This is a genomic window from Photobacterium sp. WH24 (genome assembly GCF_019204055.1).
Taxonomy (GTDB): domain Bacteria; phylum Pseudomonadota; class Gammaproteobacteria; order Enterobacterales; family Vibrionaceae; genus Photobacterium; species Photobacterium arenosum.
On record NZ_JAGSOZ010000001.1, the window covers coordinates 202,410 to 224,806 of the forward strand.

At 51.3% G+C, this 22,397-nt stretch carries 18 protein-coding genes and 3 tRNA genes; 9 read left to right on the top strand and 12 right to left on the bottom strand.

Annotated elements, in window-relative coordinates:
• The first annotated feature begins 77 nt into the window (after positions 1-77).
• Positions 78-1,052: a glutathione S-transferase family protein gene (locus tag KCG43_RS00840; protein WP_218382806.1), complete on the top strand. Its 975-nt coding sequence runs from the start codon at positions 78-80 to the stop codon at positions 1,050-1,052.
• Between the two features lie 20 nt (positions 1,053-1,072).
• Here KCG43_RS00840 and KCG43_RS00845 read toward each other — a convergent pair whose 3' ends face one another.
• The 4 genes from KCG43_RS00845 to KCG43_RS00860 form a co-directional block, all read right to left on the bottom strand.
• Positions 1,073-2,812, bottom strand: a complete 1,740-nt coding sequence (locus tag KCG43_RS00845) for a response regulator (RefSeq protein ID WP_218382807.1) — start codon at positions 2,810-2,812, stop codon at positions 1,073-1,075.
• A gap of 227 nt (positions 2,813-3,039) precedes the next feature.
• Positions 3,040-3,124: transfer RNA gene (locus tag KCG43_RS00850), tRNA-Tyr, on the bottom strand.
• A 68-nt stretch (positions 3,125-3,192) separates the two neighbouring features.
• Positions 3,193-3,277 (bottom strand) — tRNA-Tyr (locus KCG43_RS00855).
• Positions 3,278-3,349: 72 nt separating this feature from the next.
• Positions 3,350-3,434, bottom strand: a tRNA-Tyr gene (locus KCG43_RS00860).
• 215 nt (positions 3,435-3,649) lie between these two features.
• On the opposite strand from KCG43_RS00860, the gene KCG43_RS00865 reads away from it, so the two are divergent.
• Positions 3,650-4,759 carry an efflux RND transporter periplasmic adaptor subunit gene (locus KCG43_RS00865; protein ID WP_218382808.1) on the top strand — a complete coding sequence of 370 codons (1,110 nt, stop codon included), beginning with the start codon at positions 3,650-3,652 and terminating at the stop codon, positions 4,757-4,759.
• On the top strand, positions 4,759-7,896 hold the full coding sequence (locus KCG43_RS00870) for a multidrug efflux RND transporter permease subunit (protein WP_218382809.1): 3,138 nt from the start codon (positions 4,759-4,761) through the stop codon (positions 7,894-7,896). Before KCG43_RS00865 ends, KCG43_RS00870 begins: the two co-directional genes overlap by 1 nt.
• A 106-nt stretch (positions 7,897-8,002) precedes the next feature.
• Here the strand turns inward: KCG43_RS00870 and KCG43_RS00875 are convergent, their stop codons facing one another.
• A complete protein-coding gene (locus tag KCG43_RS00875) occupies positions 8,003-8,578 on the bottom strand; it encodes a porin family protein (protein ID WP_218382810.1) in 576 nt (191 codons plus the stop codon).
• Positions 8,579-8,737: 159 nt separating this feature from the next.
• On the opposite strand from KCG43_RS00875, the gene rluF reads away from it, so the two are divergent.
• Complete coding sequence (gene rluF / locus KCG43_RS00880; RefSeq protein WP_218382811.1) at positions 8,738-9,799, top strand: 23S rRNA pseudouridine(2604) synthase RluF; 1,062 nt, start codon at positions 8,738-8,740, stop codon at positions 9,797-9,799.
• 92 nt (positions 9,800-9,891) lie between these two features.
• Complete coding sequence (gene aroC, locus KCG43_RS00885; protein WP_218382812.1) at positions 9,892-10,989, top strand: chorismate synthase; 1,098 nt, start codon at positions 9,892-9,894, stop codon at positions 10,987-10,989.
• A gap of 65 nt (positions 10,990-11,054) precedes the next feature.
• Here aroC and KCG43_RS00890 read toward each other — a convergent pair whose 3' ends face one another.
• Complete coding sequence (locus KCG43_RS00890; RefSeq protein WP_370630651.1) at positions 11,055-12,176, bottom strand: UDP-N-acetylglucosamine 4,6-dehydratase family protein; 1,122 nt, start codon at positions 12,174-12,176, stop codon at positions 11,055-11,057.
• 272 nt (positions 12,177-12,448) lie between these two features.
• Between KCG43_RS00890 and KCG43_RS00895 the strand changes: the two genes are divergently transcribed.
• Both KCG43_RS00895 and KCG43_RS00900 read left to right on the top strand, forming a co-directional pair.
• Complete coding sequence (locus tag KCG43_RS00895) at positions 12,449-12,982, top strand: elongation factor P hydroxylase (protein WP_192017038.1); 534 nt, start codon at positions 12,449-12,451, stop codon at positions 12,980-12,982.
• Positions 12,983-13,072: 90 nt separating this feature from the next.
• Entirely contained in the window at positions 13,073-13,342 is a 270-nt protein-coding gene (locus KCG43_RS00900) for a YfcL family protein (RefSeq protein ID WP_192017039.1), read from the top strand.
• A gap of 136 nt (positions 13,343-13,478) precedes the next feature.
• Here KCG43_RS00900 and KCG43_RS00905 read toward each other — a convergent pair whose 3' ends face one another.
• The 6 genes from KCG43_RS00905 to KCG43_RS00930 all read right to left on the bottom strand — a co-directional run bounded on the left by KCG43_RS00905 (position 13,479) and on the right by KCG43_RS00930 (position 19,908).
• Entirely contained in the window at positions 13,479-14,612 is a 1,134-nt protein-coding gene (locus tag KCG43_RS00905; protein WP_192017040.1) for a Wzz/FepE/Etk N-terminal domain-containing protein, read from the bottom strand.
• Positions 14,613-14,980: 368 nt separating this feature from the next.
• A complete protein-coding gene (locus KCG43_RS00910; RefSeq protein ID WP_192017041.1) occupies positions 14,981-15,205 on the bottom strand; it encodes a hypothetical protein in 225 nt (74 codons plus the stop codon).
• 373 nt (positions 15,206-15,578) lie between these two features.
• Positions 15,579-17,810, bottom strand: a complete 2,232-nt coding sequence (locus KCG43_RS00915) for a YjbH domain-containing protein (RefSeq protein WP_218383284.1) — start codon at positions 17,808-17,810, stop codon at positions 15,579-15,581.
• A 14-nt stretch (positions 17,811-17,824) separates the two neighbouring features.
• Positions 17,825-18,595, bottom strand: coding sequence for a capsule biosynthesis GfcC family protein (locus KCG43_RS00920; RefSeq protein ID WP_218382814.1), 771 nt, complete (start codon positions 18,593-18,595; stop codon positions 17,825-17,827).
• 123 nt (positions 18,596-18,718) lie between these two features.
• A complete protein-coding gene (locus KCG43_RS00925) occupies positions 18,719-19,492 on the bottom strand; it encodes a YjbF family lipoprotein (RefSeq protein WP_218382815.1) in 774 nt (257 codons plus the stop codon).
• A 125-nt stretch (positions 19,493-19,617) separates the two neighbouring features.
• The gene (locus KCG43_RS00930; RefSeq protein WP_218382816.1) at positions 19,618-19,908 is read right to left on the bottom strand and encodes a hypothetical protein; all 291 of its coding nucleotides are present in this window, start codon (positions 19,906-19,908) and stop codon (positions 19,618-19,620) included.
• Positions 19,909-20,794: 886 nt separating this feature from the next.
• On the opposite strand from KCG43_RS00930, the gene KCG43_RS00935 reads away from it, so the two are divergent.
• A complete protein-coding gene (locus tag KCG43_RS00935) occupies positions 20,795-21,949 on the top strand; it encodes a polysaccharide export protein (protein ID WP_218382817.1) in 1,155 nt (384 codons plus the stop codon).
• A 3-nt stretch (positions 21,950-21,952) separates the two neighbouring features.
• Positions 21,953-22,393, top strand: coding sequence for a low molecular weight phosphotyrosine protein phosphatase (locus KCG43_RS00940; RefSeq protein WP_218382818.1), 441 nt, complete (start codon positions 21,953-21,955; stop codon positions 22,391-22,393).
• Positions 22,394-22,397 lie beyond the last annotated feature (4 nt).

The following is a 22,397-nucleotide window of genomic DNA, read 5'->3' on the forward strand; positions in this document are numbered from 1 at the left end:
TACCGGATTTTCTGCGCCGACTGGTGACTCTGCCTTACCTATAATCAAGGCAAGTGAAAATCAACGGTGAGGCAAATATGGGCAAACTGATCAAGGGTGTGTGGCACGATGTGTGGTACGACACAGATAAAAGCGACGGTGAATTCGTGCGTGAAGATGCCGGCTTTCGTCACTGGTTAACGGCGGACGGCAGTCAGGGACCACAGGGCCAGCAAGGCTTCAAGGCGGAATCCGGCCGCTATCACCTTTATGTCTCACTGGCCTGCCCCTGGGCGCACCGGACCCTGATATTCCGCACCCTGAAAGGGCTGGAGCCGCATATCGGGGTCACAGTGGTCAGCCCGGACATGCTGGAGCATGGCTGGGAGTTTGCGCAGCCAGAGCCACTGTATGGCTTTGACTTTATGCACCAGCTGTATGCCAAAGCCAAAACCGATTATACCGGCCGGGTAACAGTGCCTGTGCTGTGGGACAAAGAAACCCAAACCATAGTCAGCAATGAATCCTCAGAAATTATCCGCATGCTGAACAGTGCTTTCAACGAGATCACCGGTAACCAGGATGATTACTACCCCCAATCGGCTCAGGCCGAAATTGAGCTGTGGAATGCGTTTATTTATCCGTCGATCAATAACGGTGTGTACAGGTGCGGCTTCGCAACCACTCAGGAGGCTTACAGCACGGCCTTTTCTGAGTTGTTTGCGGCGTTGGATAAAGTCGATGCGCATCTCGCCAATCACAGGTATTTAACCGGAAGCAGGCTGACGGAGGCCGACTGGCGGCTGTTTACCACGCTGATCCGTTTTGATGCCGTGTACGTGGGCCATTTTAAATGTAATAAGCAGCGCATTGCTGATTATCCGAATTTACAGGGCTACCTGAAAGAACTGTATCAGGTGCCGGGTGTGGCTGATACGGTCGATTTTTACCACATCAAACGCCATTACTATTTCAGCCATCAGATGATTAATCCAACCGGCGTGGTGCCTCAGGGGCCAGAGCTGGATCTGGACTCACCGCACGGCAGGGACAGATTCAACCTGACCTCCTAATGCTGTCCTGACGCAACCCCCTAATGGAGCAATGGCGCCCAGACCTCAATGCGGACCGGCGGCAAGTCCCGATTCACCGAGTAAGGCAGTGGCACAGACAGGCCGCCTGTCGCCGGATTGGATTGTCTGCCGGCGCGCATTTGGCTCAGTATCTCGCCGCGCCACTGAGCCAGCGCATCAGGCAGAGGCATCATGCTGACGGCAAGCAGGCTGGGACGGATACTGGCTGCCAGACCCGGCCCCTGAAGCCTGAGCAGGCAATCCAGACGTCCCAGATGCGCTTCGCTGCAGAGCGGATAGTCGTGAATGATGGCATCAAAATGAAACAGCGCCTGGGATGGCTGCGAGTGGCGAATGGCCTGAGCGCGTTTGAAGGTGGACTCCAGCCAGCGCAATGCATCAAAAGCGTGAGTATTTTCCCGCAATGCCTGCAGCCTTAACTGGCTGTGACCGTCATAGCTGTTTCTGTGTTTGAGTACCTGGCAGATATCCGCAATCAAACGGGTTTCGCCGAGTTGTAACAGCAGCGGCAGCGCATCGGCCAGAATCACTGACGGCAGCTTATTGAGGCGTTCAAAATAGCCGGATAAGCCGAGCAGCAGACGGCGTTTGGCTTTCAGCTGTTTGCCTTGCGCCAGCAGCAATCGGGCGCTCAGTAACTGCTTGAAGCAATAAAGAAAAGGGCGCTGAGCGGGCAGTAATCTGTGATGCGCGCGCTGGGCTATCTGGTTCAGCGTCTGGTGGAGCTGACGGCGGGTGCGCTGATCATCCAGACTGAAATACAATTGCTCGAAGCTGGCACTGAATTCGGCCAGGCAGATAATCCAGCCAACATCAATAATGGGTAAATGGGTGGCCAGCGAGAGCCCGGCCTGAGCGAATGCTTCTGGTTGTTGGCACTTGGCTGCCAGCTGCGCAACTTTCAGGGCCCTGTGACTGGCAGAGGGAGACAGTTTCAGTGCCCGCTGGGCTGTGGCCAGTGCCTGCAGCGGTTGCCCTTGTTCGGCCTGGTAGTTTGCCAGCAAATCCATCGCCTCAAGGCACAGAGGGTGTTTCCCGATCAGGTGCGTCAGCAGTTGCAGGGCTCTGGCTGAGTCACCGCACTGGTGCTCAACTTTGGCTTCCGCCAGCGTGACTTTGATTGAGGGGTGATAGCTCTGAAATAGCCTGATATAACGACGGGCCAGCGCCCAGTCTTTTTTCTCCATCAGCATATCGAGCAGCAGGCTTTCCAGCTGATAATCCGGACCATGTTGCAGCAACTGCTGTTTACAGTGTCGGATCCCCTGATCCAGACCATGCTCACTCAATTGCTTATACACAGGCTGGCGGGCCTGACTGTTGCGCCATGCGTGGCTCAGCTTTTGCTCAAGAGTGTTGAGCGGCAGCGGCAAAGTAACAAAGGCATCCGGTTCAACCGCCAGTGCATTGAGCACCACTCGGGCACTGGTGTCTGCCGAAAAAATCACTATCCCGCAATCGGCACTGAGCAGCTGTTTTTTCCGCAGCAGGGTCAGCAATTCGCTGCCGGTCAGGGTGTTATCTAAATGAAAATCGACCAGCAGCAGATGATAGGCCGAACGCTGGCAATGCTTGATGGCTTCACGATAGTTGGCGGCGGTGTCAATGTGACGCAGGCCAATCTGCACCAGTACCCCTTTCATCAGGCTTTGGGCACTGGGCTGATCGTCGACCAGCAAGACTTTCAGTTTATGCCAGGGCGGGGGAGCAAGGCTCATGGTGTGCAATCGGGTAGCCATCCTATGTCCTCAGAGCAACCAGGATGCAACTGCATGCAAATGTGGCGGCAGTCACACTTTAGATAGACTGAGTGTAGTCGGTTTTTGTGGTGAAAAATTGTGCTATGTGGTGATTGGAGGGCAAGAAAGCATAAAGTCGCAAAAGTGAGAATTGTGCAGGGCTTGCGACGAAGAGAAAGAAAAAGAGAGGAATAAAAAAAGCCAGCGCGATGCACTGGCTTGAAAGATGGTGGAGGGAGAAGGATTCGAACCTTCGAAGGCGGAGCCGTCAGATTTACAGTCTGATCCCTTTGGCCACTCGGGAATCCCTCCACGGGATTTTTGCGTATTGTCTGGCTTTATCAGCCGTGAAAGCAGCAAAGCGCCACTCTCATAAAAGATGGTGGAGGGAGAAGGATTCGAACCTTCGAAGGCGGAGCCGTCAGATTTACAGTCTGATCCCTTTGGCCACTCGGGAATCCCTCCACGGGATTTTTTACGTATTGTCTGGCTTTATCAGCCGTGAAAGCCGTACAGCGTACCACTTTCATAAAAAAATGGTGGAGGGGGAAGGATTCGAACCTTCGAAGGCGGAGCCGTCAGATTTACAGTCTGATCCCTTTGGCCACTCGGGAACCCCTCCACAAGTGCGGTGCGGATAATAGCAAACAGGTGAAGACTGTAAACCCTTTTTCTGAATATTCATCGTTGCTTGCTGGATTTTTCGTCGTTTTGCAAGTTACGTCTGCGGTTTGTGCTTTTTTGTGAGGAAAACTTGCTTAGCTTTACATTTCTTTACCCCGATTATTCTGTGGGTCAGATATGATTAGCCCATAACAAAGAACAGGATGCGTAAGCATGAAGAAAGTTGTTTTGGCCGTTGTGGTAGCGGCATCCCTGGCCGGCGGGGGTTATTTCTATTTTCAGCAGCAGTCTCATGCTGCCCAAGCCGCCAGCCAGCCCAAGCCTGGTCGCAGCGTGCCGGTGGCGACAGGCGAAGTAACGTCACACGAAGTGGTCAGTTCTGTCTCTCTGGTGGGTAAACTGGCCGCTCAGCGTTCAGTGACCATTGCCACGGAAGTGGCCGCCAAGGTGGATCGCATCGTGGTGGATACCGAGCGGAAAGTGACACAGGGGCAGTTGCTGGTTCAGCTCGATAACGCCAAACCCAAGGCCGCTTACGACGAAGCGAAAGCCTATTATGACGACGAAAAGCGGAAATACATCGAATATCAGCGGTTGGTGAAGCGCGGGGCGCTGACCCAGACCGAACTGATAGCGCAGCAGGCGAGCGTGAGTATCGCCAAAGCCCGTCTTGATGCGGCCAAAGCAGAGCTGGATGATCACCAGATTCGTGCACCGTTTACCGGCACTGTTGGCCTGATTGATTTCAGCGCAGGTCATACCGTGACGGTAGGCAGTGAGCTGTTTACCCTGGATGATCTGTCACAAATGCGCCTTGATGTACAAGTGCCTGAGCAATATCTGTCGAAACTGGCACCTGGTATGGCGGTACTGGCGAAAAGTCAGGCATGGCCGGACGACACCTTTCACGGCACGATTCAGGCCATTGACTCACGGGTGCAGGCCGAATCACTCAATATTCGGGTGCGCGTCTCGTTTGACAATGCCAGCGGCAAGCTCAAACCCGGCATGCTGATGGCGGCAGCATTGGATTTTACCCCGCAGCAGGCCGCGATTATTCCGGTTCAGGCGCTGGAGTATTCCGGCACCAAGCGTTTTGTTTACCTTGTTGATGCCAAAGGCATTGCACACCGAACTGAAGTGACGCTGGGCGCCAGAGTGAAAAACGAAGTGGTGATCGAATCGGGTATTCAGATCGGTGATCGTATTGTGGTTCAGGGACTGGTCAATATGCGCGACGGTCTGGCCGTGCAGGACGTCAGTCTTGGCAACCCGTCTGAGACCAAAGCGGCCAGTGTAGTGCAAGCGGGAGATAATGCCTGATGTGGTTATCTGACGTTGCAGTAAAACGCCCTGTGGTTGCAATTGTGCTGAGCGTGCTGCTGGTGGTGTTTGGTCTGGTGTCATTCAGCAAACTGCCGGTCCGGGAAATGCCCGACGTTGAAAATCCGGTGATCAGCATAGGTACTTCGTACGAAGGGGCATCGGCAACCATCATGGAAAGCCGTGTCACCACTGTGCTTGAAGACGAGCTGTCGGGCATCAGCGGCATTGAAAGCATTACTTCTACCACCCGTAACGGCAGCTCGCGGATCAGCGTTGAGTTCGAAATGGGCTGGAACCTGACCGAAGGGGTCAGCGACGTACGTGACGCCGTTTCCCGTGCCCGGCGCAGTCTGCCCGATGGCGCAGACGAGCCGATTGTCTCCAAAGATGACGGGTCAGGCGAAGCGGCTATCTATATCAATCTGACTTCAAGTGAAATGGATCGCTCGCAGCTGACGGACTACGCCGATCGGGTGCTAACCGACCGGTTCAGCCTGATCAATGGTGTCAGCTCAGTGCAACTGACCGGCGCGCTGTATAAAGTCATGTATGTCCGCCTGTTGCCTGAGCAGATGGCAGGACGCGGCGTGACTACCACGGATATTATCGACGCCCTGCGTGATGAAAACGTCGAGCTGCCGGGCGGCGAAGTGCGTAACGATGCGACCACTATGTCGGTGCGCACCGCGCGTTTGTACCGCACCGCAGAAGATTTCTCGTACCTGATGGTGCGGCATACTGAAGACGGCACGCCGATTTACCTCAAAGATGTCGCTGATGTGGCCATAGGTGCGCAAAACGAAGATGCCACCTTCAAGAGCAATGGTGTATCGAGCCTGAGCTTGGGTATAGTGCCGATGTCAGACGCCAACCCGCTGCAAGCCGCCGATGCGGTACAAAAAGAAGTGGACCGATTACAGCGTTTTCTGCCGGACGGTACCCAGCTGGCAGTGGATTATGACTCGACCATCTTTATTGAACGCTCGATCAACGAGGTCTACAACACCTTGTTGATCACAGGCGCGTTGGTGGTGCTGGTGCTGTATGTCTTTATCGGTCAGGCAAGGGCGACCCTGATCCCGGCGGTCACTGTGCCGGTGTCGCTGATTTCCGCCTTTATGGCCGCTTACTATCTCGGTTTTTCCATCAACCTGCTGACCCTGATGGCGCTGATTCTGGCTATCGGCCTGGTGGTGGATGATGCCATAGTGGTGGTCGAAAACATTTACCACCATATCGAAAGGGGCGAGCCACCTTTGCTGGCTGCCTTTAAAGGCACCAGAGAGGTCGGGTTTGCCGTAATTGCCACCACACTGGTACTGGTCATGGTCTTCCTGCCTATCGGTTTTATGGATGGCATGGTAGGACCGCTGTTCACCGAATTTTCCGTGCTGCTGGCGATGTCTGTGTTGTTCTCCTCCCTGGTGGCACTGACCTTAAGTCCGGTGCTGGGCAGTAAGCTGCTCAAAGCCAATGTCAAACCCGGGCCGTTTAACCGCTTTGTCGACCGTCAGTTTGCTGCACTGGAGGCTGTGTACCGCAAAGCCGTCACTCAGGCCGTTCGCTGGCGCTGGGCTGCGCCATTGTTGATTGTTGCTGTGGTTGGCGCCAGTGTCTGGCTGTTCAAAATGGTGCCGAGCCAGCTTGCGCCCTCTGAAGACAGAGGGGTGATCTTTGCCTTTGTCCGCGGCGCGGAAGCGACCAGTTATAACCGCATGGTCGGCAATATCGAGCAGGTTGAGCAGCGCTTGTTGCCCATGGTAGGCAAAGGGCTGATCCGCTCTGTCAGCATCCAGACCCCGGCCTTTGGCGGCCGGGCCGGGGATCAGACCGGTTTTGTGATCATGCAGCTGGAAGACTGGGAAGATCGCGATGTCAGCGCGACTCAGGCGCTCGGGGTGATCCGCAAAGCCCTGCAGGGCATTCCGGATATTCGTGTCTGGCCATTCATGCCGGGATTCCGGGGCGGTTCTTCCGAGCCGATGCAGTTTATCCTCAATGGTGCCGATTACGACGAGCTGTTTGCCTGGGCCACCAAACTCAAAGATGTCGCGCAGGGCAGCGGCATGATGGACGGCGTGGACATAGATTACGCCGAAACCACCCCAGAGCTGGTGGTGACGGTCGATCGCCCGCGGGCAGCCGAGCTGGGCATTCCGCAGTCGGATATCGCAGAAACGCTGGAAGTCATGCTGGGCGGGCGCAGTGAAACCACGTTTGTCGAGCGCGGCGAGGAATACGATGTGTATTTGCGCGGAGATGAAAACAGTTTTAATAATGCGATGGATCTGAGCCGGATTTACGTCCGTGCCAAGAACGGTGAGCTGGTTTCGCTCAACAGTGTGGCGAAAGTCGAAGAAGTGGCGGCGGCCCGCAAGTTGAGCCATAACGAGAAGCAGAAGTCGATCACCATTTCTGCCAACCTGCTGCCCAGCCATACCTTGGGTGAAGCGCTGGACTTTATGGATGAGCAGGCTTTGTCTATGCTGCCGAGTGATATTGTTATCGACTATGGTGGCGAATCGAAAGATTTCCGCGAGAACCAGAGCAGTATGGCGATGATCTTTGGTCTGGCATTGCTGGTGGCTTATCTGGTGTTGGCGGCGCAGTTCGAAAGCTTCATTAACCCTATGGTGGTGATGCTGACCGTGCCGCTGGGGATCTTCGGCGGCTTGCTGGGACTGATCCTGATGGGGCAGAGTCTGAATATCTACAGTCAGATCGGCATGATCATGCTGATTGGTATGGTAACTAAAAACGGCATTCTGATTGTTGAATTTGCCAACCAGCTCCGGGATAAAGGCATCGCCTTTGAGCAGGCCATTGTCGATGCCTCAGCACGGCGTTTACGCCCAATCCTGATGACGGCATTCACTACCTTGTTTGGTGCCTTGCCACTGCTGCTGTCGACTGGCGCAGGTTATGAAAGCCGTATTTCGGTCGGTACTGTGGTGTTCTTCGGCATGGCGTTTGCGACTTTGGTGACTTTGTTCGTGATCCCGGCCATGTATCGCCTGGTGTGCGCGAAAACCCAGTCACCGGGCCATGTCGCGGCACAACTGCAAAAAGCCCTGGAGCATGATTATGTCGGACGTCGCAGCCATGGTGATTTGCCACTCAAGAGCTTAAAATAAAATTCGAATATAAATCAATGTATTATGGATTCCCGCGTAGGCGGGAATCCATAATCTCTGCTCCGGACCGACCGATAGGTTCGAGCAAAACCAGTTTGATGGTTGATCAGTAACGATAACCGAGCGAGAGCTGGAATCCGTCCAGCTCAAACTCTTTAAATGTCTTGTTCAGCGAGCTTTGTTCGATACTGCTGATATATTCGCCTCTGAGCTGGAATCGGTGATTAATATCCCACTGAACCCCCAAGCCAGCATCAAAAGTCAGGCCGTTTTCCGAGAAATCGGATGAGCATCCTTTACACTCGACATCTGTCAAATTGACTGCAAGACGGGCAAACAGCTTCAGCCGTGAGTTCCCCAGCTCTCCGGTCGAAGGTATCAGACTCAGACCGACTTGTGAGGTTCTTAACTCAGCCGTTTCTATTTCAGTAAGCAGATACTGATAACTACCTTCCAGAGCAATATAGGGCGAAAAATCATGGCCGATACCCGCTGTAAAATTATGCTGTTTATCAATACTGGTCCCAGTACTTTTTTTGGCATCGAATCCCAGCGTGCCTGTTCCTCCATAAAGGTAAAAGGTCGGATTTGCAGAGATGACAAGCGGGGAAACATCGTGCGGATTAGCAAAGACAGTCAGAGGTAAACAGGACAACATTAATATGGAGGGTAACTTAAACATTGAATATCAACACTTTTCTGAATTCTATAAGGGGGTTGTAGCATATTCGGTATATGCTCAACATTCCCTTATCCGCTTCACAGATTTCTATTTAAACAGACATTAGGTAAAATCCCTGCTTCCGAACGCGTTGTGAAACGCACAATGAAGAAGATCATCATGCCAGAAAATAAACCTCAGTCTCGTAATGACGCACCATCCTCAGACACCAGTCTGGTTCGCCTGAATAAATTTATCAGTGACACAGGTTACTGCTCGCGCCGGGAAGCCGACAAACTGATTGAGCAAGGCCGGGTGCTGATTAACGGCCAGCAGCCAGAAATGGGAGTGAAAGTCGGCCCGGATGATGAAGTACTGGTGGATGACAAACCGCTGCGCCGCAAAGAGCAGCCTGTCTATATTGCGCTGAACAAGCCCGCCGGGATCACCTGCACCACGGAAAGGCATGTTGAAGGCAATATTGTTGACTTCATTGGCCACCGCAAACGTATTTTCCCGATCGGCCGGCTGGATAAGGCGTCTGATGGTCTGATTTTCATGACCAATGACGGCGACATCGTCAACAAGATCCTCCGCGCCGGTAACTCGCACGAAAAAGAATATGTAGTTCGGGTGGATAAACCGGTGACTGAGGCGTTTCTGGCCAAAATGGCCTCCGGTGTTGAGATTCTCGATACCGTCACTCTGCCGTGTAAAGTCACCAAGGAAACCACCTATTCCTTTCGTATTGTGCTGACGCAGGGCCTTAACCGCCAGATCCGTCGTATGTGTGAAGCACTGGGCTTTGAAGTGTATAAACTTCGCCGCGTCCGCATCATGAATATCACCATTGACGGTCTGACAAACGGTAAATGGCGCTATCTGACCGAGGATGAAATGGCCGAGATTCACCGTTTACTGGCGCTGTCGAGCAAGACAGAAGAAGCGTCGCGGGTCGACAGCCAGGGGCAGGCCATCAGCAAAGCCACAGACGCTAAACTGTACGATGCCCGCCAGCAGAGTGAGCAGGAAGCGCCGGTCAGATATAAAACCTATAAAGGTAAAGGCGAGGTCGAGCGTCGTCGTCCGGGCAGCAAACCGGGCAAATCGCCGCAGCGTCCGCACGATAAGAAATCCGGCGGACATGCGGGCAAAGGGCTGAAAGGTGGTCGTCAGGACCGTTCAGGTCATGAGTCGACATCGCCCGGCATTAAAAAATGGAAGTCTAAGAAAGACCAGTAATGGCTCAACGCCGATTCTGCTTGCATTCCCCTGCGCAACTTTGCACTATTCAATGATTACAAAAAGCCAGAAGCAAAGTTACAGGGGAAGTCATGGCAGGCAACACAATTGGACAAGTTTTTCGCGTCACCACCTTCGGCGAAAGCCATGGTCTGGCGCTGGGCTGCATCGTTGATGGTTGCCCACCGGGGTTGGCACTGACAGAAGCCGACATGCAGCACGATCTCGACCGTCGTCGGCCGGGAACCTCTAAGTACACCACACAACGCCGTGAGCCGGATGAAGTCAAAATCCTGGCCGGCGTGTTTGAAGGCCAGACAACCGGTACTTCTATCGGTTTGATGATCGAAAATACTGATCAACGCTCAAAAGACTACTCCCAGATTAAAGATCTGTTCCGTCCCGGCCATGCTGATTATACCTACGAGCAAAAATACGGTGTCCGCGATTACCGCGGCGGCGGCCGTTCTTCTGCCCGTGAAACCGCGATGCGGGTGGCGGCTGGCGCAATCGCTAAAAAATACCTTAAACAGGTTCACGGTATCGAAGTGCGTGCTTACTTATCGCAAATGGGCGACGTCAGTATTGATACCGTCGATTGGGATCAGATCGAGCAGAATGCGTTTTTCTGCCCGGATGCCTCGAAAGTCGACGCGCTGGATGAGCTGATCCGCAAACTCAAGAAGGAAGGCGATTCCATCGGTGCCAAACTGACAGTCGTGGCTGAGAATGTCCCGGTTGGACTGGGTGAGCCGGTGTTTGATCGTCTGGATGCCGACATTGCTCATGCGCTTATGGGTATCAACGCAGTGAAAGGCGTGGAAATTGGCGATGGCTTTGACGTTGTGACACAGCGCGGCAGCGAACACCGCGATGCTATGTCACCGCAAGGTTTCAAATCAAACCACGCTGGCGGCATCTTAGGCGGGATTTCCTCCGGTCAGGACATCGTCGCCCATCTGGCACTCAAGCCCACATCCAGCATTACCGTTCCGGGCGAGACAATCAACAAGCAGGGCGAAAGCGCTGAAGTGGTGACCCGTGGTCGGCATGACCCGTGTGTCGGCATCCGCGCCGTACCTATTGCAGAAGCCATGGTGGCTATCGTCCTGATGGATCACCTGCTGCGCCACCGCGCGCAAAACGCCGATGTGATGACCTCGACGCCTAAGCTGAAAGAAATAGAATAATCTGATTCAGAGCGGCAAGTTAAACAAAAAGAGGACGTTGGGGCGTCCTCTTTTTTTGTTGTTCGTTACTGTTTCAGACAATCGCCAGCGGCTCTTGGGCACATAAAGTGGCTTAAAAGGGAACGAATACCGTCTAAATCTGTGTCAGCACAATATTGGCTGAGTTGGTTTAAATAGGCTTCTGTTTCAGACCATGGGCTCGGTTCTTCTGTTAATACCATGATTTTGGGATGCACAGTTCTTTTTGCATTGTCTGTGATAAGCGGCTCTTCCTCGAGCTTTTCTCCAGCCCGAAGCCCGGTGAAAATGATTTCTATCTCGGGGCTGGCCTGGTGAGTATTCACCGGGTGAAATTGCTGAATCAGTCGTTTAACCAATGTTAAAACTTTAATCGGTTTCCCCATATCAAGAACGAACAGCTGTCCGTTTTCGCTCATTCCATTTGCTTGAATCACCAATTGCGCAGCTTCTGGAATAGACATGAAGTAGCGAGTTGCATCAGGATGCGTAACAGTTACTGGTCCGCCTTGCTGGATCTGCTGCCTGAATAACGGTACGGCCGAACCGGAAGAATCAAGCACGTTACCAAATCGTACTGCTGTAAATAGTGTTGTGTTCTGATACTGAGCCAGAGATTGCACTATAAGCTCTGCCAGTCGTTTGCTGGCACCCATAATATTAATAGGTTGTACGGCTTTATCGGTAGAAATCAGGGTGAAGTGGCTGATTTGAGCCTGTATTGCGGCTTTTGCTAATGCCAAAGTACCAAAGACATTATTATACAATCCCTCAATGATGTTTTGCTCTTCTTCAAGCATAGGGACGTGTTTGTATGCTGCAGCATGATAAAGGTTGTCTATCTGATGTTTTACCATCAGCGATTGAGTTCTCTGCTGATTTTGAACAGAACCTAAAGCTGCGACCAATGGAATCTCAAGGCCCAGGTTTTTGAGTTGCAAACTGATTTCCTGATGAATGTGGTATAAGTTAAATTCATTTAACTCAAATAGAACTAATTTTCTGGGTTTCAGTGGGATGATCTGTCTGCATAACTCTGAACCAATTGAACCTCCAGCACCCGTAATCATCACGGTTTTGCCGGTAATATTTTTTGACATGAGCGATGTCAGAGGCAGCACTTGTTCACGGTCTAACAATGTTTCGATGTTTATAGTGGTTTTTGGCATGAGTGATTCTGTGAGCATGGAAAATCGCGATGTCGATATTACGGGCAACAGTATGCTTGGATAATAATTTGCATTATCTTGCTACTAGGCGTTCAGGAAGGCTGCATCATACCATGGGCTTCAGTGCTAGCGTGAGTCTCCTCGTGATGTAAGGCTTATGTGTTGTGGTTAGCACTATGATCCCAAACCCGCTATAATCGGCGGCATTCTTGCGGGAGGGGCTGGGATAATCAGTGCTGACCTCCCAGATGTTAAATGAAGTCACACAGTCCATGCCTCACGATTATAACGACCTGATAACACTCTTTAACCGCACTTTCTTAACCAGCCTCAACACCGAATTGGTGCTGGGCGGTGATGAGCCGGTTTATCTTCCTGCCGATACTGGGCACCCGCATCACAGAATTGTGTTTGCCCGTGGTTACTTCGCCTCTGCACTGCACGAGATAGCGCACTGGTGTATTGCCGGCCCCGAGCGTCGCTTGCTGGAAGATTATGGCTACTGGTATTTGCCAGACGGGCGGGACGCTGATCAGCAGGCAGTGTTTGAGCAGGTTGAAGTGAAACCTCAGGCGGTAGAGTGGCTGTTGTCGGCCAGTTGCGGCTTTCGTTTTCAGGTCAGCTGCGACAACCTGAGTGGTGATCATGAGCCGGATCGGGTAGCATTTACCCGCAAAGTCCGCCAGCAGGTGCTGCATTACCTGAATGGCAATACACCGGAGCGAGCAGGCATACTGTCAGAAGTGTTGCGTCAGCATTATGGTGTCCAACCGCTCAGCGCAGACGATTTTCCTGAGCCGCTTTGATTCGCATCACAGCAATGCGTATCAGTGGCGTGAGTAAACCTATTCTGATCCGCACAGGGCCAGATTCAGATAAAACGAAAGAGTGACGAGATGATCCAGCAATACGAAGAAAAGCTGCTCACCCTGATTGACCTGATGGTGGAAACCGCATCGGATGACGAGTTATTTGCAGGCGGTTACCTGCGTGGCCACATTTCGTTGTCGGCAGCAGAGTGTGAACGTGGCGGCATTGCGTCTTTGGATGCGATGAACCAGGCTGTGAACGACAGCCTGAAGAATGCGCAGTCTGAGCTGAACCCTGCCGATCAGCAACTGGTGAAATCACTGTGGCTTCAGTTGCAACAGTCGGCGGTTGAATAACCGCTCTGGTTAGATTGCCGTAATCCAGGCATATTGCCAGTAACTGAAACAGAAGTACAAATAGATACAAAAAGGCCAGTCCGGGTAACGGACTGGCCTTTTTGTTTATGCCGTCTCTGATTGCTTGTGTTGGCAATCAGTCGTGATTTCTGAACGCAGAGCGGATCAGTACAAAGGCCACAGCCAGCATACCGCCCAGCAGGGTGGCGATAACCACAATCAGTGAGCGTTTAGGTTTGTCTTTGGTCACCGGCTTTTCTACGTTTTCAAGAAAACGGTAGGTTTTGAATTTGATATTTTTATCCAGCTCAGTGCCCTGCAGTAGAGACAGACGCGCTTCTACCTGCTGAATGCGGGGTTCAACCACGCTCAGGTTCTTAACTGATTCCAGGGCACTCACCTTGGCCGCCAGTGCTTTGGCACCTAAGTTGATAGCAAAAATCTCGTTATCACCCAGGTTCTGAACTGGCTGGTTGACATCCGCGGCGCTGGCGATATTCAGGGCGTATTGGGTACGCTCTTTTTCAACCTGCAGATAACTGCTGGCCTGACTGCGCAGTACCTTAAGTTGTTGTTTCAGCTCGTACTCTTTGGCTGACACCAGCGCCTGCACGTTAGCTAACGTATCGTTATAGACCTTGGCAGACACGAAATCGATGTACTGTTTCAGCATATCAAAGCTGCTGTTGCTGGTAGTCGCCTGCAGATTAATCACGAAGGTATCGGATTCCTGCTTGCTGGCCTGCTGAGCGGTGATTTTATCGAACCAGTTTTCCAGGGCTCTATCGGTATTTTCTTCAGAGGCAACATTATTGTCAGTCAGAAATTGCTGAAAATCGCTATTGTCTGTCAAAAAGGTTTTTTTGTTTTCCAGCGAATTAAAGCCATTGATGAAATGCTTAAACAACACTTCGGCATCAGCCACATCCTGAAGCTGGGTGCTGACCAGTACGGTACCGTCAGCCTGATAGACATCAAACGCAGGCTGGAAGGCACTGATTTCGCGTTGCAGCTGAGCAAAGTCGGTGATCTGAGGTTGAATCACTTTGGCTTTGGCCGTCCACCATTCTTGTGCGGTCAGTGCGTAGGCAACACCGGCGATGGCGAATACAACAGTAATCAGCGCTATCAGCAGTTTTTCTTGCCACAGTGTTCTTACCAGCTGGACGAGATCGATTTCATCAGTGCTGTCTGGTGTTGGCATAGTTTGATTAGATTGATGAACAAGTTGAGGGCCTGACGGGACGGCTTTTGTGTGTGTATCTGTCACTATGACACTTCCATTGATAACTGCAATTTGTGATGCGATAAAGAAGAAAAGTAAAAATTATCTTTGTAATTTTATCTTAATGCGTTCAGTAGAGCATTAGAATTAAGTAAATATGTACTCACAAGGCAAATTATAGGTGGGTGCTCTTAGCGGAAGCAAGCAGCCATAGGCCACTTGCAGGAAATTATTGAACAAGTTTCTACTATCCGTGATCCCTGACAAAAAAATCGGATAATCGAGGCCTATTAAAAGTTACTTTTTATACAAAAAAGTAACATGAGCTAAGCGTGGCCTAAAGACACGGGATGCCGATCCCGGCTCTTGCTTTGATTTACGATGTTCGCTTTCATTTGCAATGAATGTCAGGGTTAATCGACTGAATAGGGGAAGCTGATATATTTACGCCGGTAATTTGACGAACCGGCAAAAAGAGTCAGCAGGAACACGACGGCCAATAGCCCCAGACTGAAGACGATATCTTCCTGAACCACCAGTTGGTAGCAGCAGGTGGCAAAAAACGCGATCGCCAGCAACAGGTTGATTTTATGCAGTACGGGAAATGTTACCGAAAAAACAGCATACTTTCTGAACATATTTCTACCTCACAAACGTCGATTACGAGATCACTCCATCAGTTCAGGAAGGCGACAGTATTTGATGAAGATTAATATTTAGCCACTTTCTATATTGCCGATACGGGATCCCGGTGCAACTGTTCAGCTGATCGACTTAGTAAAACCACAGCGCACGAGTGCAATAAATCCAATTAATGTTCAGGGTTAATTGTTGGCGAAATCAGACACACAGAACAACAAAAAAGAGTTGAAAGGATATAAAGAAAGCTAAAAAACAGGAGAAAAAGCGAAGAGGGCAAAAAAGCAGGAGCGGTTGTGCTCTCAGCAGTAAGCTGACCCGCCGAGGCGGGCCATCCAGTGTCACCTGACTATAAAACCATGATCCTTATACTTATTCCGCTTGCATCATTTTCCGGCTGTACCAGGGATAACGCGCATCGGTAATGTTGTAGAGCTGGTACTTACGGTTGAGCATCTGCCCGCCGTCACGCGTCAGAGGAAGCCAGGAAATATTGGCGCGGTTGCGACTTGGTTTTACTGTCATCAGATCGTAAGGGATCGAGATGTAAAAGCCTTTATTGTAACTGCCCTCACCAAATTCTTCGGCCGACAGGTTGGTTTTGGTCACAAAGGCACCGGCAATCACCCCGCTGTCAAACTGCTTGGAGAAATCGAAGGTGACACCCACATCTTCTGTCAGATAGCGCCCGGCGCTGATTTTCATCAGCGTATTGGGTAACAAAGTCCACTGTGGCTGGTAATAGAAAGTGGCATGACCGGTTAGCGCGCCAGTTTGCACTTTGTAGTCACGTCCTGTGATGGGATCAAAATGCACTTCGTCATGGAAAAGACCAAACTGGGTATCCGGGTCTCGCTGAATCACGTAGTTCATATCAGCACCCAGCGCCCAGTTCTTTCCCATAGGGCGATAAAGCACTTCACTGCCCGCACCGGCAAACATCATTTCCAGGTAACCTGTGTACGCTTGCCCGTACCAGTTATCCGCCAGTTGATCCATCCAGGTCAGCTGAAGATTGTTGACCCGGATCGGATTGCCATCAATGTACTGGCGAACCAGAGTACGAACACGTTTTAAATCTGTGCCATCGGGCGGCACATCGTAGAGGAACTTATCATAGTTATCGAACAGATTGAGATAGACGCTGCCGCCCAGCTCCCAATGGTCCGTCATGTGATAACTGGCACCGGCCGTCACCCCTAAGTTGTACAGATAAAAACCTTCTGAGCCACCAAAAGACTGCTGAAGGGTCGGGGAGACACTCAGGTCCCATTTGTCAGTGTCTGTCGCAATCAGCCGGCCTTGTGGTTGTGCCGGTACCTGATGAGTGATGGCATCGTCGATAGAGGCATTGACATAGCTGTGACTGGCGACCTGATCAAATGCTTTCACATTAATGCGGGTTTCCTTGACTGGCAGCTTGTTGCTGGTTTCGATCAGGCGGTATTCGCTATAAAGCGGCAGACCGGTGTCAGGATCTGTTGGTAACTGATTGCTGAGCAGGGTTGCCGCACGCTGATAGCCCTGGTCACGATCCCGGTATTTGTTCTGCGGCGCCTCTACAGTCACTGTATGGTCATCTGCGTATAGGGTCGGGTTTTCATAACCGGCGTTGGTATGCAGTTGATTGGCAATATTCTGCCAGTCTGCACTGGTGGCAGTCCGCTTTTGCTTGTCGGGCGCATACGTGGCAGCAGGTGTGTCCCGCCAGGAGGTGGTCAGCTGATTAAAATTGGTATTGAGGTTAAAACCGGCAGTCCAGGTATTGCCGCGCTCATAGCTGATCCGCAGATCGCCCCAGTCGCCCAGACGGTATAACACCCCCAGGTTTATCGGGCTGTCCTGAGTCATATCCGAGTCCGCGCGGGTCACAGGAAAATCACTGGTATAGTCGTTGCCGTCATATTCCAGTTTCAGTCGCAAAGGCTGCCAGGGCGTCTGGTATTCGACTCCGCCAAATAACGCCATGCAGCCGGAGAACCAGCGCTCGAAATCGACACTGCCGCCTTTGCCTTTATACTCGGTATTTCGGCCGCAGTCGCTGCTCAGGCTTTTATCGCCGGACAGACTGGCGCCGTTGCCAATGTAGCCCCAGCCCAGCCCCAGGGTAAAATCCAGCGCTCCCCAGTGTTTGCTGGCTGCAATGTATTCGCCGTCAAACAATCCGGTACCGCCAAAATCACGAATACCAACAGAGGTTTCTGGTATCCAGAAGCTTTCTTCTAATAGCCTAAGCTTAAAGTCTATGCCTTTGTCTGTGTATTTGGTGTCGCCACTGAAGTTCTCGTCCTCACTGTAGAGAACATCCTGAACCAGCGTGTAGCGTATGGTGGTTTCCAGCCAGGGGAACAACTGCAATGACACATTGTAATGCAGGTAATCTTCATTATAGGTGGTACCAAAGGTGAATTCGCCTTCCGATGCAACTCGACCGGAAGGCATCTGGATTAGGCCTACGCCACCAAAATCAGACTGGGAAACGGAAAAATCAGGATAACTGAATTCATCGGCTTGGGCCGTAAAAGTGATAACGCCCAGAGATAACCCTGACAGAAAACAGAGACCCGGAAAACGAAGACCCAGGCGCTTGGTACAGGAAGACATAACAGGCTGATCCATCAGAAAGGCCTTTGTGAAAGCAAATGAATAATTTGAGAATTTAACGACTTCGCACTCGCTGGCAGATCGGTAAACGCAAGATAAAGAATGGCACCCGGCGCGATATCTTTATGTTGTCGGTTCCAGTACGCGATGCTGTGTTGTTCGGCTTTGCCGTCGGGCTGAATCACCCAGACGTAATCCCGGTTGGCAACCGCTAACGCTTGTATCTGTTTCAGATAGCCTGCGGCATCTTGCCTTTCCTGCCAGGGCAGGGAAATTTCAGCCGTATTGCCGGCCGGCAGCTTGAGGGCGCCAGTCACCTTAACGGTATTGGGCCGGGTGGCGAATCGCAACACAAAAGGTCCGTTCAGCGCAGGGTTGTTGTCCGGCACAATACGCACGCGATCGCTGTCTAACGGAAGAAAAATGCGCTCACCCGGGATAGGCGAAGCCAGACTTTGCGCCAGCTGATTCAGAGTCTCACTGGCAGCCGGGCGACGGTAGCGCCAGTGATCGGCCAGCGCTCGGATCTGCTTGTCTACGGTTTGCTGTTGCAGCGCGATGGCCTGCTTAGCACGGTGATCGGCTTTCCATAAAAAGGAACCGCTCCAGTACAGAGCCTGAGCAGTATTGCCTGATTTTGTCGTTAACTGGTATACATTGGCCAGGGCGTCTTGTTGAACCCGATCCAGGCGGACGGTATCAGGGTAGCGCAGTTGCAGTTCTTTATCGCCGTTGTTCAGCTGTACCCTGACGAAGGTGGGTGCCGTTTCAACAGGCGTCGCCATGGCGGGCGATACAATTGATGAAGCTATTAGTATCAAAGCTTTCATCATAGATCCTGGCGCGAAAAGCCATGTCTGGCGAGGCGAAAACATCCGCTGCAAGTGATTATCTGGATTCATAAACCGTTATCGTCCGTAAGCTTTAAGCAATTGTGTTTCGACTTCAGGTAAGCCGGGTGCGATAAGCTGGCGACTTTTCAGTACCTGACCACTGGCGGGCTCAATCCAGAAAGCGTTGTCAAACTGCAGATCCAGACTGGGTACATTGACCGTCTCAACAAAATAGCGTGCAGACTGAGTAATATTGTTGATCCTAATAGTCACCAGCCCTTTGTCCTCGAAGCGGGAGGTGAGCTGATAACCAAAGTGGTAGCCGGGCTGCCAGTCGATGCGGCGGGTCCAGGTTGTCGGCGTAGTGGACAACTGCAATCCGAGTGCGACCGGGTCTGGCGTTTTTGCCGTAACTTGTACCAGATTACCAAGGGGCAGGTTCAGGGTTTTCACCAGCCGCCCGTGTTCCGTCACCAGCATGCCTTTGTCGGCGGCCAGCCATTTCAGCTGCATAGCCGGCTCGGTAGTTTCTGACTCAGTAGCCGTTTTTGGCTCAGTAGCAGCTTTTGGCTCAGTCGCTGTGATTGACGATGTCAGAACCGCAGCAGGCTCTGCCAGTGCCAGCACCATAAAGGCCTGAGGGCCGTCTCCGATGCGGGCGTACATACTGGCGTAAGGGAGTTGTTCAATCCAGGCAGAGGGTTTCACCGTGTCATCATCACCGCTGACAGCAAGACGAAAGGTATCCGACACATTCTGAAATTTTTGGCTGCATCCGGATAAAAAAAGCGGTAACAGGGTGATGAGTACCAGAAAGCGTCTGTTTACAGAAAGACGGGCGTCGAACATTAGGTATCCGCTAGTCATAGGTCAATGGGAGTCACAGGTCAATAGTAGTCACTGGTCAATGACAGAAATAAAAATAACCGCACAGATGTGCGGTTATCGAATCAGAGACAGCAAAGCGTGTTTGCTTAGCCCCGATTTACAGACGTTGATGTCGCTGTGTCGTTGTCGTTGGCATCAACAACAGCAATTGCTGTTACTGCCACGGCAGCGCCTACAGCAACAGTGGTAGCTGTGATACCGCCAACAGCGGCAGCCGTTGCACCCGCAGTACCGGCTGCAGTACCGGCCGCAGCCGTTGAAGCTGTAGTTGCTGTGGTCGTAGAGGTAGTAGCTGCTGCAGTACCTGTGGTGCCGGTAGCTGCAAACGCTGAACTGGCCATTAGCAATGCAGCCAGAGAAACGATTACCTTGTTCATCCTATTCCCTTATTGATTTGTGTTAAGTGATAAATATGAAAGATTGCGACTTGTTGATAACGCAAAACGCTTTTCAATGATATTTCGATATATAAAGGATAGCAATGTATAGAATGTGAAGATTGCTGATTACTGCGCTTTTAAAACAAAACACTCAGTTAGAATATTTGTACTAACAATTATAGTAGCGTTGCATTCATTTGTAAGTTCATGGGGTTCGGTGAACATTCTGTTGAATGCACTGGAAATTGAATTTTTTCATGTGAACAATAACCTGACGGTGACTAATTACTCTAATTTGAGACCTGTTGCATTTAATGGTTTCTCAGTGGGGTGCGATTGTGTAGAATGCGGCAGCCAAAGTGACAGTCAATCAGGGCGTTTTTACACGCTCTGCAACGATTGTGATGGGGTAATACAGGCGTTTTCACAGGTTTTGCTTAAAACGCAGGCAAGTGTAACCTAAATCACATTTTTCTAATAAAATGTCATCCGGCTGACACGAGTGTCATGTGAAAACGATAACCTGCACCTTGCAGAAAACATGGATGTTATTGAAGGCGTTTGGGAGCTGTAACCTAAGGGCGGTAGCGTGTCTGAAAGGTCAAGAGGCTGTATATTGGCAGCCGCTGAAATACAAAATTCCTTGCAGTTTCTCTTTTAACAGGCATTCAATTCCTGTCTTTATGCACTGTGCCGGGTGTTAAGTGGCAGTTCGTGCTCATTACTCCATCAGGTTTATCTAATTAAGCGGTTGTAATCACTCTAGTGTGTTCAGCTGTTTGCATAATGTGCGACTGACTTATCTATTGGCAACTGCAATTTGCGTATTGCGATTAGTTTTTCGATCAAAATTCAATTTTTTATTTATCAACGTTGATTGGATATGGATTTCTCTAAGAAGCTCCTTTTTACTGCTGTGGCGTCATTGTTATTAGCAGGTTGTACGGTTGTTCCCGGTTCCCATCTGTCGTTACCCGACAATAAACAACAAGCAGACAATGAAGCGTTCAACGTGTCTGAGCAGGTTAACGTCTATCCGTTGACACCTTCTGTTATTTACCAGTCAAAACGGCCAGAAGTGACAGCCAGAACCAATCCAGCGTTGGATGCCGAACTCACGGGCTATGAGTACTATATTGGCCCCGGCGATATTCTGAATATTACCATCTGGGATCACCCTGAGCTGACCATTCCTGCCGGTTCTTACCGCAGTTCCAGTGAGTCTGGTAACTGGGTGCATGCTGATGGCAGCATCTTCTATCCGTATATCGGTATTGTTCAGGTCGGCGGCAAAACCGTGACGCAAATCCGTGATGAAATCTCCCGTCGACTGGCGGCTTTCATAGAAAGCCCGCAAGTGGATGTCAATGTCGCGGCCTTCCGCTCTCAAAAAGCGTACGTGACCGGCGAAGTAAACACGCCGGGCCAGCAAGCGATTACTAATGTGCCGATGACACTCTTAGATGCTATTAACAAAGCAGGTGGGCTGGCAAAAGAGGCCGACTGGCGCAATGTGACCCTGACCCGCAATGGCATAGAACAGGATATTTCGCTGTATGCCTTAATGCAGCGTGGTGATCTGACGCAAAACCGCCTGCTTCGCCCTGGCGACATAGTGCATGTGCCGCGAAACGATGCGCAGAAAGTGTTTGTCATGGGTGAAGTGAACGCTCCACAGTTGCTGAAAATTGACCGTGCCGGTATGACGCTGACGGAAGCACTGAGCAGTGTTGGCGGCATTAACGAGCTGGAAGCGGACGCGACCGGTGTGTTTGTGATTCGTAACGTACGCAAAAATAACAAGGCAAATACTGTATCTACAGCAGACAACACGCAACTGGCGGACATTTATCAGTTAAATATCAAAGATGCCGCGGCACTGGTGCTTGGGACAGAGTTTGAACTGGAACCCTACGATGTGGTGTATGTGACTTCGGCACCGATTGCGCGCTGGAACCGTGTAGTGCGCCAGTTGCTGCCAACCATTACCGGGTTTAATCAGCTGACCGAAGGGGCAGTTCGAGTGAGGGATTGGTAAGCCATGTTCAATAATATTCTTGTGGTGTGCGTCGGCAATATTTGCCGCTCTCCGTCGGGGGAAGCGCTGCTGAAACAATTGCTGCCGGCTAAAAATATTCAGTCGGCAGGGTTAGGCACAGAGAAAAGTAATCTGCAGGGAAAACCTGCAGATCGCACGGCCTGCGACATTGCCGCCGAAAATGGAGTTTCCCTTGATGGGCATCAGGCTCAGCAACTGACCTCAGCGATGTGCCGTGACGTCGATTTGATTCTGGTGATGGAAAAAAGCCATTTGGATGCAGTGGCGTCCATAGTGCCAGAAGCCAGAGGCAAAACCATGCTGTTTGGGCAATGGATTGGTCAGCAGGACATTCCTGACCCCTACCGCCTGAGCCGGGAAGCGTACGAACATGCCTATCAGTTGATCGACAAAGCCGCCCGTGCCTGGGCGCAAAAGCTGTAACACC

Coding starts and splice junctions, on each gene's coding strand:
- KCG43_RS00840 (WP_218382806.1), top strand. CDS start 78: ATGGGCAAACTGATCAAGGGTGTGTGGCACGATGTGTGGTACGACACA.
- KCG43_RS00845 (WP_218382807.1), bottom strand. CDS start 2,812: ATGGCTACCCGATTGCACACCATGAGCCTTGCTCCCCCGCCCTGGCAT.
- KCG43_RS00865 (WP_218382808.1), top strand. CDS start 3,650: ATGAAGAAAGTTGTTTTGGCCGTTGTGGTAGCGGCATCCCTGGCCGGC.
- KCG43_RS00870 (WP_218382809.1), top strand. CDS start 4,759: ATGTGGTTATCTGACGTTGCAGTAAAACGCCCTGTGGTTGCAATTGTG.
- KCG43_RS00875 (WP_218382810.1), bottom strand. CDS start 8,578: ATGTTTAAGTTACCCTCCATATTAATGTTGTCCTGTTTACCTCTGACT.
- rluF (WP_218382811.1), top strand. CDS start 8,738: ATGCCAGAAAATAAACCTCAGTCTCGTAATGACGCACCATCCTCAGAC.
- aroC (WP_218382812.1), top strand. CDS start 9,892: ATGGCAGGCAACACAATTGGACAAGTTTTTCGCGTCACCACCTTCGGC.
- KCG43_RS00890 (WP_370630651.1), bottom strand. CDS start 12,176: ATGCCAAAAACCACTATAAACATCGAAACATTGTTAGACCGTGAACAA.
- KCG43_RS00895 (WP_192017038.1), top strand. CDS start 12,449: ATGCCTCACGATTATAACGACCTGATAACACTCTTTAACCGCACTTTC.
- KCG43_RS00900 (WP_192017039.1), top strand. CDS start 13,073: ATGATCCAGCAATACGAAGAAAAGCTGCTCACCCTGATTGACCTGATG.
- KCG43_RS00910 (WP_192017041.1), bottom strand. CDS start 15,205: ATGTTCAGAAAGTATGCTGTTTTTTCGGTAACATTTCCCGTACTGCAT.
- KCG43_RS00915 (WP_218383284.1), bottom strand. CDS start 17,810: ATGTCTTCCTGTACCAAGCGCCTGGGTCTTCGTTTTCCGGGTCTCTGT.
- KCG43_RS00920 (WP_218382814.1), bottom strand. CDS start 18,595: ATGGCGACGCCTGTTGAAACGGCACCCACCTTCGTCAGGGTACAGCTG.
- KCG43_RS00925 (WP_218382815.1), bottom strand. CDS start 19,492: ATGTTCGACGCCCGTCTTTCTGTAAACAGACGCTTTCTGGTACTCATC.
- KCG43_RS00930 (WP_218382816.1), bottom strand. CDS start 19,908: ATGAACAAGGTAATCGTTTCTCTGGCTGCATTGCTAATGGCCAGTTCA.
- KCG43_RS00935 (WP_218382817.1), top strand. CDS start 20,795: ATGGATTTCTCTAAGAAGCTCCTTTTTACTGCTGTGGCGTCATTGTTA.
- KCG43_RS00940 (WP_218382818.1), top strand. CDS start 21,953: ATGTTCAATAATATTCTTGTGGTGTGCGTCGGCAATATTTGCCGCTCT.